Source organism: Nostoc sp. TCL26-01 (assembly GCF_013393945.1).
Lineage (GTDB): Bacteria > Cyanobacteriota > Cyanobacteriia > Cyanobacteriales > Nostocaceae > Trichormus.
This window is the reverse complement of sequence record NZ_CP040297.1, coordinates 1,097,208-1,110,574: the sequence shown is the minus strand read 5'-3', so window position 1 is coordinate 1,110,574 and position 13,367 is coordinate 1,097,208. Positions and strand designations below refer to the sequence as shown.

Annotated in this window: 7 protein-coding genes; 4 read left to right on the top strand and 3 right to left on the bottom strand. The window is 42.5% G+C overall.

The genetic code is table 11. The features are described from left to right. The first annotated feature begins 92 nt into the window (after window positions 1-92). Window positions 93-2,120 carry a serine/threonine-protein kinase gene (locus tag FD725_RS04625; protein ID WP_179047041.1) on the top strand — a complete coding sequence of 676 codons (2,028 nt, stop codon included), beginning with the start codon at window positions 93-95 and terminating at the stop codon, window positions 2,118-2,120. Between the two features lie 412 nt (window positions 2,121-2,532). Here the strand turns inward: FD725_RS04625 and dapF are convergent, their stop codons facing one another. Continuing rightward, window positions 2,533-3,372, bottom strand: a complete 840-nt coding sequence (gene dapF, locus FD725_RS04620) for a diaminopimelate epimerase (RefSeq protein WP_179047040.1) — start codon at window positions 3,370-3,372, stop codon at window positions 2,533-2,535. A 109-nt stretch (window positions 3,373-3,481) separates the two neighbouring features. Between dapF and FD725_RS04615 the strand changes: the two genes are divergently transcribed. Then, on the top strand, window positions 3,482-3,700 hold the full coding sequence (locus FD725_RS04615; protein WP_179047039.1) for an RNA-binding protein hfq: 219 nt from the start codon (window positions 3,482-3,484) through the stop codon (window positions 3,698-3,700). Between the two features lie 124 nt (window positions 3,701-3,824). Here FD725_RS04615 and FD725_RS04610 read toward each other — a convergent pair whose 3' ends face one another. Further along, entirely contained in the window at window positions 3,825-6,167 is a 2,343-nt protein-coding gene (locus FD725_RS04610; protein WP_179047038.1) for a cation:proton antiporter, read from the bottom strand. 538 nt (window positions 6,168-6,705) lie between these two features. Here FD725_RS04610 and FD725_RS04605 point away from each other — a divergent pair. Both FD725_RS04605 and FD725_RS04600 read left to right on the top strand, forming a co-directional pair. Continuing rightward, window positions 6,706-8,133, top strand: coding sequence for an efflux RND transporter periplasmic adaptor subunit (locus FD725_RS04605; RefSeq protein ID WP_179047037.1), 1,428 nt, complete (start codon window positions 6,706-6,708; stop codon window positions 8,131-8,133). Then, complete coding sequence (locus FD725_RS04600; protein WP_179047036.1) at window positions 8,130-11,294, top strand: efflux RND transporter permease subunit; 3,165 nt, start codon at window positions 8,130-8,132, stop codon at window positions 11,292-11,294. Before FD725_RS04605 ends, FD725_RS04600 begins: the two co-directional genes overlap by 4 nt. A 46-nt stretch (window positions 11,295-11,340) precedes the next feature. On the opposite strand, the gene FD725_RS04595 is transcribed toward FD725_RS04600, so the two are convergent. Further along, complete coding sequence (locus FD725_RS04595) at window positions 11,341-13,206, bottom strand: hypothetical protein (RefSeq protein ID WP_179047035.1); 1,866 nt, start codon at window positions 13,204-13,206, stop codon at window positions 11,341-11,343. Between the last annotated feature and the right edge of the window lie 161 nt (window positions 13,207-13,367).

Below are 13,367 nucleotides of genomic sequence, written 5' to 3'. Positions count from 1 at the left end.
TATTTACCAAGAATATCTGAGAGCTACTCTTCATCAAGGCATAATTGGGACAAATTTAACAAAATTCGTTATGCAGCCGCGCCTATCAGTATATGATCTGCTGCCTCAATCCAGACTGTCTTAGTCCGCTTAATTCTGATGGAAAAAAATCGTGTCAAAGTTGTGGTACTCCTTTAGTATCACTTTTGAGAAATCGCTTCCGTGTCATCAGAGTACTTTCTGATGAAGGGGGATTTGGCAGAACTTATCTATCAGAAGATCAAGATAAATTGAATGAACGTTGTGTAATTAAACAACTAGCACCAAAATTTCAAGGAACTTGGTCACAAAAAAAAGCAGTAGAGTTATTTGCTCAAGAAGCCAAGCGATTACAAGAACTCGGAGAACATCCCCAAATTCCGACTTTGTTAGCTTATTTTGAGCAAGATAACTGTATGTATTTGGTGCAACAATTTGTCAATGGACAAAACCTGTTAAAAGAGTTGCAACAACGCAAAAATTATCGGTCTGGAGAAATACAAGCAATCTTACTAGATTTACTGCCAGTTCTCAAATTTATTCACGATCGCGGTGTGATTCATCGTGATATTAAACCAGAAAATGTTATCCGGTGTCGTACTGATGGAAGATTAAATCTGATTGATTTTGGTTCATCTAAGCAATTAACTGCCAAAGTCCAAAATTTTGGGACATCGATTGGTTCTCATGGTTACTCACCACTAGAACAAATTCGAGATGGCAAGGCTTATGCTGCTAGTGATTTATTTGCTTTAGGTGCTACTTGTTTTCATTTATTAACTGGAGTTTCGCCGTTTCAGTTGTGGATGGAACACGGTTATGGCTGGGTGACTCATTGGCGGCAATATTTGCGGAGTCCGATTACGCCTGAGTTGGATTTTGTCTTAGATAAGTTGTTACAAAAAGAACTCAAGGATCGCTACACATCAGCTGATGAAGTGCTGCAAGATATCACTCCTAAACAACAACTGGCACTACCAGCCGCAGGTCAAACTTCTGGAAAATTACTCATCACTAAAACACAATATTTACCGCCAAAATCGGTGTTGTTGAAAACTGTAGTTTTAGTGAGTGCTTTTGTGTTGTTATTTGGTTTTAATGAATCTTGGTATAATCAATATCGCAGAATTTATAGTAGTTTATCTTCCAGATTAACTAATAATTCATCTCGTGGTCAGGTAGTTTTAGCACAACCACAAAAGCCGACGTTAGGAAATATTACTCTAGCTAATACTCTCAAAGGTCATAAAAATTCTGTAGCAGCGATCGCCATTACTCCCGATGGTCAGATAATAGTCAGTTGTGGAGACGACAACACAATTAAATTGTCGCACCTAGCCACAGGCGCGGAAATAGCTACACTCCAGGGACATTCGCAAAAAGTGAATGCGATCGCTATCAGTCCAGATGGTAAAATTTTGGTGAGTGGTAGTGATGACAACACTATCAAAGTCTGGAATCTGCAAACTAAAGCAGAAATCCGCACGATTTACGGACATAGTGATGCTGTTCACGCCTTAGCCATCAGTCCTAATGGGAAAACTTTGGTGAGTGGCAGTGATGATAATACTGTCAAAGTCTGGAATTTAGCAACTGGCAGACGCATAGATACCTTAATCGGACATACATTTTGGGTGCGTTCAGTCGCCATTAGCCCCGATGGTGTAACTATTGCTAGTGGTAGCTTTGATAAAACCATCAAAATTTGGGATTTAGACAAAGCATCTCTGACACACACACTAGCTGGAAATAGCGAAACAATTACAGCAATAGCTTTTAGTCCTAATGGTACTACCCTTGCCAGCGCTAGCCGCGATCGCACGATCAAAATTTGGAATGTGGCTAAAGGTACAAGAGTTCGCACATTAAGCGGTAGTACAGAAACAGTGACAGCGATCGCTTTTAGTCCAGATGGTTTATTTCTGGCTAGTGCTAGCCGCGATCGTACCATCAAACTCTGGAACTTGGAAACAGGCGAAGAACTCCGCACCCTAGAAGGCCATGAAAACACTGTCACATCCGTCACTTTTACACCTGACGGCAGAAGTTTGATTAGTGGTAGCGAAGATAACACCATCAAAGTTTGGCAGATTAGTAATTAGTCATACAGACCTAACCCCCAGCCCGTTCCCTTGTAGGGAAGGAGAGTAAGATTTAACAGTGAACAGTTATCAGTGAAGATAATTGGGTTTAAGTCCTCCACTTTAACAGTGAACAGTTATCAGTCAAGATAATTGGATCAGCGTTATAGCTTTTCCCAGTTGAGTGAGGTACAGATTTTTAGTCAACAGAGGCTACCCGCATTTCTCACAAGCAAGTAGGGGCGGGTTAACAGATATGCTGACACTATTCACCAGTATCTCACTTAACCCGCCCCTACGATCTCTGGACTAGACTGGTGTACTTCATCGGCATGAAAATCGCTATAACTGATAACTGGGTTAAAGCCTTTTGCCTTTTTTAGGAGAGAGGTCAAAGAGTATTACATTGAAATGAGAACTGCAATAAACTCCTTTACACTTTACCAGTGAAAACCCTCTCAGCCGGGCCAGTCATGTAAACTCTTTGGTCTACTTCTGACCATTCAATTTCCAACACACCCCCAGGTAATTCTACACTAGCCAGGCGATCGCACTTTCCTGTCAATACACCAGCCACCAAGGCAGCGCAAGCCCCCGTTCCACAAGCTAAGGTAATGCCTGCGCCTCGTTCCCAGACACGCATCTTCAGGTAATCACGGCTAACAACTTCGATAAATTCTGTGTTTGTCCGTTGGGGAAAAGCTGGGTGATGCTCAAATTTCGTCCCTAGAGTTTCTAAAGGAATCGCTGCCACATCCTCAACAAAAGTAATACAGTGAGGATTACCCATACTTACACAGGTGACATCCCAAGTTTTCCCCTCCACGTCCAAGGGTTGATTAATCACTTTGCTATCACTTGCAGCCAGCGTTGTGGGAATTTCCCCAGCCAGTAATCGAGGTAAACCCATATCTACCTTGACTTGCCCATCAGGTAGCAGTTGGGGTGTCATTACACCAGCTAAGGTATGAATACGATAAGCGTCTTGGTTGCGAGACATCCCCTCTAAATCTGCCAAAAATCCCGCCAAACAACGAATACCATTACCACACATTTCCGGTTCAGAACCATCGGAGTTAAAAATCCGCATTGCGTAATCTGTATCCTTTTCTCCGGGTAGGGCAAAAATTACACCATCAGCCCCGATACCAAAGTGGCGATCGCACAGCTCAATTGCTCGCTCTGGAGTGACTACAGGTACTTTACTAGAGCGATTATCAATCAAAATAAAATCGTTGCCTAGACCGTGATACTTAGTAAATTCGATTGCCATTTTTCCTACGATGAATTATCAATGATTAAGTGTTGGTGATTGGTAATTGAGAGGAATTTCTGACCCATTACCCATTACCCATTACCCAGTCCCTCAATTATTAATCAAAATGTCTATAACTGAATTTGATACCTCCTTACCAAGCATTCGCCAAGTCCAAAACCTGATTAAACAAGCAGTAGCAGTAGAATTCAAACTGTTAACTGGTGACTTAATCACAGGTAGAATCCTCTGGCAAGACCCCAACTGTGTATGTATTGCCGATGAAAATAGCCGTCAAATTACCATTGCCAAACAAGCGATCGCTTATTTTCTGGCTAAAGAGTAATGAGGAGTGAGGGAGTGAGGGAGTGCTGAGTGCTGAGTTGTAATTTTTCTTCTCTCCCCATCTCCCAATCCCCTATCCCCTATCACCTGTCACCTCTCACCTCTCACCTGTCACCTGTCACCTCTCACCTGTTCCCTTCTTTTATCCTATCCACTGGCAAAACCTCCTTGACCATTTCCTTGGTTTTCACGATGGGGATAGATAGGGGTATTTCGCTGACTGAGGCGAACAGAGGTTGGAGTTGGTTGAGTCTGAGCAGATTACCGCACAATAGTACCTGATCACCATTTCGTAGATCCGTGCTACCGTCGGGAAAGCGCATATATTTACCATCCCGACGGATTGCTTGGACTTGGACTCCTGTTTGTTGATCTAAGGCGAAATCTGCCAGGGTTTTGCCTAAAATTGGCGCATTAGCATTGACGACAATCCATTGACAGGCGCTGTTTTCTCCCGGTACAGCCACCTTACCTTGAGCTAATTCATCTAAAGCGGCTAGTTCCTCGTCAGCACCAACAATTAATAAGCGATCGCCTACTGCTAATTTGGTTTGATGATCAGGATAATCGATTTCCTCGCCATTGGTGCGGCGAATTGCCATCAAACTCACGCCTGTTAAGTAGCGCATATCCGCTTCTTCTAAACTCATGCCAATCAAGGGTGAATCGCTAGGTAAGTCGTACCAACGGCGATTTAAATCCTCGGTGGCTTGGCGTAAATCGCGGGAAACTTCGTCAGCCGTGCGTTCTGGGCGCAAATCTAGATAATGATCGTTGCGGATTTGCTGCATTTCTCGTTGGACGACACCAGGAGACAAGCCTAAACCGGTTAAGAGATAAGTTGCCATTTCGATACTGGCTTCAAATTCTGGCTGTACTACTTCTCTTGCTCCCAGTTGGTAAAGCACTTCAATATTTTTGTCTTGAGTAGCGCGGACAACTAAATCCAGTTCGGGACACAATTCCAAAGCCCGTTTCAGACACAGACGAGTACTCATGGGATCAGGTAGGGCGATCGCCATTCCTTTAGCATGACTGACACCAGCCGTTTCTAAAACATGGAAACTGATGCAATTACCATATACATAGGGTATTGCCGCATCACGCAATTGCTGAATCCGTCTTTCTGATTGATCAATAACAATTACAGGCAAATTATGTTGCAGTAACAACTTGACCAAATTCTTCCCCACTCGCCCATAACCGCAGACTACCACATGATCTTTATTGGGTAGTTCATCCGATACATCTTTTGCTTGACCTTCTCCATCTAAATAAGGTTTCAGCCACGGCATTGATTCGGCAAGGTTGAATAAAAACGGCACTAACCGCAACACAAAAGGAGTCAAAACCAGTGTGACGGCAGTGGTTCCCAAAATTAGCAGATATATGCGCCGGGAAACCAACCCTAAAGCCTGTCCTTCACTAGCTAATACAAAGGAAAATTCCCCAATTTGCGCCAGTCCCAAGCCAGCAATTAATGCTGTTTTCAAAGGATAGCGGAATAATTTTACTAACGGTGTGATGATTAAAAACTTACCGACAAAAACCAGGGCAACTAACCCTAAAATTAACTCTAGATTCTGCCATAAGAATACTGGGTCAATTAACATCCCAATGGCAGCGAAGAATAAACTAGCAAAAATATCTCGTAGGGGTTCTACATAGGTGATGGTTTGATCGGCGTATTCCACTTCAGAAATCATCAACCCAGCAACAAACGCCCCCATCTCAATGGAGAGTCCTAAATATTCTGTCAGTAGGGCAATACCTAAACACAGTGCCACCACACCGAGTAAAAACAGTTCTCGACTCTCAGTCCGGGCTAACAGGCGCAACAATGGCGGTATCAGCCAAATCCCCGCCACCACTGCCCCAGCCGCAAATAGACCAATCCTGACTAAAGCTGTGAGGACGGCAATCCCGATCGCTTCCCCTGGTTCGTGCAAAGCTGGTAAGACAGCCAGCATCAATCCCAAAGCTAAATCCTGAACTACCAAAATCCCCAGCATCACTTGCCCGTGGGGTGTTTCAGTTTCGTTCCGTTCCATCAAGCATTTGAGGACAACGGCTGTAGAAGATAGGGACAGAATTGACCCCAAAAACACACCCTTCGCGGGTAAAGTCCCCCAGGCCCCCGTTAACCCACACACCACCACCGTAATCAAGATTGTCAAGGCAATTTGTAGTCCACCCCCACCGAGAGCGATCGCCTTAACTTTTTTTAATTCCGCAAAGGAAAACTCCACACCCAAGGCGAACAACAAGAAGGCCACCCCAAACTGCGCCAGGGTTTCTACTTGCACAACTTCCTTAATCAGTCCCAGCCCAGCCGGCCCTACTACCATCCCGCCGATGAGGTAGCCTAGCAGTACAGGTTGTTTGAGCAGCGCTGCAAACAATCCACCACAGGCAGCAACGCCGAGAACTAGTACTAAATCAACAATTAATCTAAAATCTTCTTGCACCAGTTTTTCTAAGAACTATTAAGACGTATTAACTTTAGAATACAAATTTTTAACTATCTGCGGGAAGCAAACTGTACAAGGACAACAAAATTTATTGGGAAGTCAATGGTTAATGGTCATTAGTCAATGGTCAATAGTCAATAGTCATTAGTCAATAGTCAATAGTCATTAGTCAATAGTCATTAGTCAATAGTCATTAGTCAATAGTCATTAGTCAATAGTCATTAGTCAATAGTCATTAGTCATTAGTCATTAGCATTTCTTCTCCCCTGCACCCCTGCACCCCTCACTCCCCCACTCCCCCACTCCCCTTCTTCCCTGTCACCTGTCACCTGTCACCTAAGTAGTATTGTTTTATAAAAATATTTGTATTCTAATTGTTAGTTAAGCTAACATTATGTTGATCTGGGCATAATCTGTCACATGAGTTTTTCACACACAACGATCGCTAATATCAATTGGTGAGCGATCGCCTGCGACGGAGCGTATCTGATCACTCCCTTCCTGCTAAATTCTTCATATGTGCTGTTTAGATTATATGCAGACGAGCAAATATGTAGTTACACGCACTCATTGTCCTCTACCTATAGGTAGACTCTGGCTAATTATCCTGGGTCTGACTTATTTTTGTACTGGCTGTGTGGCTTCTGAGGCGCAATCAAATGAAAAAGACGCAGGGAAAAAACGACCTGTGTCGGTGGTAGTGGCGATCGCCACTCCAAAAACAGTACCGATGTTGTTCTCAGCCACAGGGAATGTAGAAGCATATTCTACTGTTTCTGTCAAGTCTAAAGTCGGTGGACAACTGACTGGTGTCTATTTCCGCCAAGGGCAGAAGGTGAAACAGGGAGACTTACTTTTTACTATCGATTCTCGTCCCCTGCAAGCGTTGCTAATGCAAGCACAGGCCAACAAAGTTAAAGATTTGGCACAAGTCAAACAAGCACAAGCCAATCTAGAAAAAGCCAAAGCGCAAGTACAGCAAGCACAAGCCAATGTGGAAAAGGCTAAAGCTCAAGTCAACCAAGCCAAGGCAAATGTGGTTAAGGACGTAGCACAGGCTACCAATGCCAATTCCCAAGCACAACGCTACGCTAATTTACTCAAGCAAGGTGCAATCAGCAAGCAACAGGCAGAAGATTATCAAACGAGTGCTAATGCTCAAAAAGCTACAGTCACAGCTGATCAAGGAGGGGTAGCAAATGCTCAAGCAGCTGTAGTTGCGGCTCTAGCAGATGTACAAAATGCCCAAGCATCTGTAGTTGCAGCCCAAGCAGATGTACAGAATGCCCAGGCCGTTGTTGCCGCAGATCAAGCAGCAATTGATAATGCTCAGGTTCAGCTTTCCTATAGTTCTATTTATTCTCCCATCAACGGCCGTACAGGTAGTCTCAAACTCAATCAAGGTAATTTAGTTAAAGCCGATGCTGATGATCCGTTAATCACAATTAGCCAAATTCACCCAATTTATGTGACATTTTCTATTCCCCAAAGACTTTTACCAGACTTAAATAAATACAACACTAACCACAAACTAGAAGTAGATGCTTTAGTTCCCAAAGATCCAAGACAGTCGGTGCGTGGAGAACTCACGTTTGTAGATAGTGGCGTGAATCCACAAACAGGCACAATTCAGCTAAAAGCCACATTCACCAACGCTGATGAGCGATTGGTTCCTGGGCAGTTTGTCAACGTTGTACTCAAGTTTACCGAAGAACCGAATGCAATTACTGTGCCGGCTCCAGCCGTTCAGACTGGGCAAAAAGGACAATTTGTGTATGTAGTCAAATCAGACAAAAAAGTAGAAGTGCGTCCAGTGATTGTTGGTGATACGGTTGAGAGCGCAACAGTGATTAAGCAAGGATTACAGCCAGGTGAGCAAGTTGTTGTCGATGGGCAATTTAACTTAGTACCTGGGGCTAGAGTGCAGGTGAAACCAGCAGTAGGAAGTAGGCAGCAATCATGAACATTTCCGAAATATTCATCCGTCGCCCAGTGATGACGGTGTTAGTCATGGTGGGGATTTTGATCTTTGGGCTGATGAGTTATCGAATGTTGCCAGTCAGCGACTTGCCCAATGTGGATTTCCCTAGTATTCAGGTGACAGCTAATTTACCGGGGGCTAATCCAGAGACGATGGCATCTTCCGTCGCTACCCCTTTAGAACAGCAGTTTTCCAGTATTGCCGGGTTAAGTTCGATGAACTCGACTAGCGCCTTGGGTAGTACACAAATCACGTTGCAATTTGATTTGAGTCGGCAGATAGATGGTGCAGCCCAGGATGTGCAAGCGGCAATATCTAAGGCAGCAAAGCAATTGCCCACCAATATGCCCAGCCCCCCATCCTATCGCAAGGTGAATCCAGCAGATCAGCCAATCTTGTACATATCGCTCAACTCAGAGATTTTGCCCCTAGCAACTGTAGATAAATACGCTGAAACACTCTTGGCACAACGCTTGTCAATGGTGGATGGAGTTGCTCAGGTGCAAGTCTACGGTTCCCAAAAGTATGCAGTGCGGATTCAATTAGATCCAGAATCCTTAAGTGCCAAAGGTATCGGTGTTGATGAAGTGGCAGAAGCTGTTGCTCAAGGTAATGTCAATCTACCTACAGGCACACTTTATGGAGCCAAGCAGAATTTTACAATTCAAGCCAACGGACAATTAAATGATGCGGCTAGCTACCGTTCTTTGGTGGTGAGTTATCGAGATGGTGCGCCTATACAGCTTGGGGAACTGGGACAGGTGCTAGATAGTGTGGAAAATGACAAAGTGGCAAGTTGGTTTTTTCCCGAAAAGGCACAGAAGACACAAAAGCTGAGTTCTGGTGTGAGAGCGATCGTTTTAGCAATTCAGAAGCAACCGGGAACTAATACTGTCGCTGTCGTCAATGATATTCAGAAAATTTTACCCAGCTTTCGGGAGCAAATTCCCGCAGCTGTGAACATGGATATTTTGTATGACCGATCGCAAGCCATTCGAGAATCGGTGGATGATGTCCAGTTTACCCTGTTGCTGACGATCGCCTTGGTTGTACTCGTCATATTTTTATTCCTCCGCAACCTTTCGGCAACGATTATCCCCAGTTTGGCAGTCCCTTTATCCTTGGTAGCGACTTTTGGCGTAATGCTACTGTTGGGTTTCTCCCTGGATAATTTGTCTTTAATGGCGTTGACTCTTTCCGTCGGCTTTGTGGTGGATGATGCTGTCGTCATGCTAGAAAATATCGTCCGTCACATGGAGATGGGGGAAAGTCGGTTGGAAGCGGCTTTAAATGGTTCAAAGGAGATTGGCTTCACAATTTTATCGATGACTATCTCTCTAGTCGCCGTCTTTATCCCCATACTATTCATGAGTGGGATTTTGGGAAGACTTTTCCGGGAGTTCGCCGTGACCATTAGTGTCGCCATTTTAGTATCCGGGGTAATATCTCTGAGTTTGACACCAATGCTGTGTTCCCGCTTCTTGCGTCCACCCCAACACGGAGAAGAACACGAGAACCAAAACAATTGGACAACTCGCCTCTACAACTTGTCAGAAAGCTTCTTTGATAAATTACTCGGTGGCTACGATCGCACTTTAAAACTATCACTCAAGTATCATCGGACAACGATGGTAATTTCCGGGGCAATTTTGCTGGCGACGGTGTATTTATTTATGGTTGTGCCGAAAGGGTTCATTCCCAGTGCAGATGTCGGACAAATTACTGCCAACATCCAAGCATCCGAAGATATCTCCTTTAATGAAATGGTAAAACATCAACAAGCAGTTGCGGCGATCGCTTATCAAGATCCCAATATTGCTGCTGTTAACTCTAGTGTTGGCGCTGGAGGGCCAAATGCTTCTGCTAACGCTGGCAGAATTTTCCTCAAACTCAAACCCCGTGATGAACGCCCCCTGAGTGCAGATGAAATTGTCCAAGAACTACGCCCCAAATTAGCACGCATTCCCGGAATCAAAGTTTTCTTACAAAATCCCCCAGCCATTAACATCGGCGGACAACAAACTAAAGCCCAGTATCAATTTACTCTCCAAAGTCCCAATGTGCAGGAGCTTTACCAATACGCCCCCACTTTAGAAAATAAACTCCGCGCCCTATCAGACTTGCAAGATGTCAACAGTGACTTACAAATCAAAAATCCCCAACTGCAAGTAACAATCAACCGTGATTTAGCATCATCTTTGGGTTTAACCGCCAATCAAATTGAAACCGCCCTCAGTAATGCCTATGGGACTCGCCAAGTTTCCACCATCTATGCCTCTGATAGTCAATATCAGGTGATCATGGGTGTAGAACCAAAATATCAACAAAATGCTAATTCCTTAGATTTGCTCTCAATTCATTCTCCCAATGGGCAATTAGTCCCCCTCAACGCCGTAGCAAATATCACTAAAGATGTGGGGCCGTTAACAGTCAACCACACAGGACAACTAGCTTCTGTCACTATCTCCTTTAACTTAAAACCAGGAGTCTCACTAGGTAGCGTCACCGATAAAATTACACAACTTGCCCGGCAAACACTACCCGCCAGCATCAGTACAGGCTTCCAAGGTTCAGCTCAAGCTTTCCAATCTTCAATTCAAGGTTTAGGACTGTTGCTACTCGTTGCCATCTTTGTCATCTATATTGTCTTAGGTATTCTCTACGAAAACTTTATTCATCCCCTAACTATCCTCTCCAGCTTACCTTCTGCTGGTTTCGGCGCATTGCTGACGCTGTTATTATTCCATGTTGATCTGAATATCTACGCCTTCGTTGGTATCATCCTTTTAATTGGCATTGTCAAGAAAAACGGCATCATGATGGTTGACTTTGCCATTATTGCCCGTCAACAAGGCAAAAGTCCCTATGATGCTATTTACGAAGCTTGTTTAGTCCGATTCCGTCCCATTATGATGACAACAATGGCAGCTTTGATGGGAACATTACCAATAGCACTTGGTTTAGGTGCTGGTGCAGACACCCGTCGTCCCCTCGGTTTAGCAGTTGTTGGCGGGTTACTATTCTCTCAATTTCTCACACTGTATTTAACACCTGTTTTCTACACCTACATGGAGTCATTGCAAACATATCTACAAAAACGCAATTGGCGCAAACAGTCAAAAGCTGATTCTCCGGCTGTTTAAAATCAATTTGGGTTTGCCAAAGCCTCAACCCACCATCTAGACCTACCTACTTATCAATCAGATAATCATTAAATAGTTTTTGGAATAGGCTACCTATTTTAGCTGAATAAGAGCGACTATCTCTAAAACTAGGGTTACTCTGCATTTTTTCTCTGATTTGGGCGCTCTTTTGCTGGCGTAACTCAGGGTTATTTCCCAGAGTCACAGCTAGTTGAATATAAGCTGCTTCACTATCAGTAATTAAATCATCTATTCCCATCTCTCTTAAAAGAGATGCTCCTTTGCGAGAGCGAGAAGTTTCTGTTTCTCTTACTATTATTGGTAAAGCTACTTCTAACGGGTCTATCAGTGAAGTCATACCAGAGTAAGGATAAGAATCTAAGTAAATATCACAAAGTTGCAAACGTGCTTTCACATCAGCACGATTTGGTGCTGGTTCCAGAATCAGCAATCTATCTTCACTAAGACCATATTCAGCAAAAGTATTAACTATCCGCTTACGGAATACAACACAAGGATAAGAAGATGACCAGTTAGGATTAAATGGATAAAGTAGCAGTACAGAATTAGGAACACTAGCAATGATCTTTGCCCAAGTTACCTCTTGTTCGGGAATTATTTTGTAGTAATTAGCTCCAGAAGCATAAACTATTGCAGTCTGATCAATTCCCAAACTTTCTCTACTAATATTTTTGGTGAGAAGTATTTGTTCTTCTGTGGCAAAATCAAAGCATTGCGGAGGAATATCTAAAGTAATTAGCTTTTCTGTATAGTGTTGTTGAGCATTTTCTTCAACTTCCGACAATTTACTGGAAAGATAGTAATCTATATGACGCATACCTGTTGTTACAGGTGAATTAGCATCAACCATCTGGATTCGAGCTAACCTATGCAAGGAAAGCAATGTAATTTGATGAGTAACCGCAGTAATATTTGTACCAATAAATAGGATATCAAGGTCTGCTTCCTGAATAGTTTGTACTTGGCTAACTAAATCGGCTGGAAGTTTAATCATAGTGTCAGCATGACCAACACAATATTTTTCTAGCCGATGGTAACTTACGTTTAAGCTGAACAGGATAATCTCAAATAAATCTCTATTTAAATACTTATATATTGACAAAGCAGCAAAATTCTCTGTCTGTGGAAGAAAATTATTAGCGAGAATCCCCAATCTAATTTTTTGTCTTTCCAGAGGTCTTGTTGAAAAACTGTATTCAATAGTGCTACCTAGATTTTGCAAATATATCTCCATAATATCTGCACGTTTCGTATAGATGTCTTTGAGATTTTCAGTATTAAAATATAAAGGAATAAAATTCACCTGACTTGTAAAATAAGCAGCAATATATTCAGAGAATTTAGATTGGGGATTATTGGTTATATTGCTATGAAGATAGGTAACCCAATGCTCCATATATCGATAATAATCATCCACCTCACTGATTTTTTGAAAATAAAGAGGAGATTTGAAACTAAATTCTAGATAATCAGGTAGCAGCCATTTAGGAATATAATTTAAATCATATATTCGTGGCAACTGATGAGGATGACAGTACAACATTGCCACCAGCAGATATTTAATAGCATCTAATTCATCAAATCCTTGAGCAAGTTTTTCAAATATTTCCGCAATAAATACCTGTTCACTTTTGGTTAGTAACTCATACTTTATGCCAGTATTTAGTATTGATTTATAAGCTTGATTATATTTAGTCAAATATAGCGTTTCAATCTGATCTATCTGTTGACTGAGAAACAATTCAGATATATGTTGTCTTAAGAGACGTAATTTATCGATATCAGATTGAGAAGTTTTGCCTTGCTGATATTTTTCTACAAAATTGTATGGATGATTATTGATTTGATGATGTTGGATAAACTCTTCTATTTGAACTTCTTCTATTAGCATATTTAATTCCTTTCTCAAGAATTTGCCACTTAATTTACCAATACATATTGATTTAAAGATCACATATTAACCGTTTTTCCTCATTTAAACTCTATCCCTTTATGGGTCAATACAGTTCAGTTAGCGTTAAAAATCTTAAATTGTGTAGTAGCGCGGCAAGT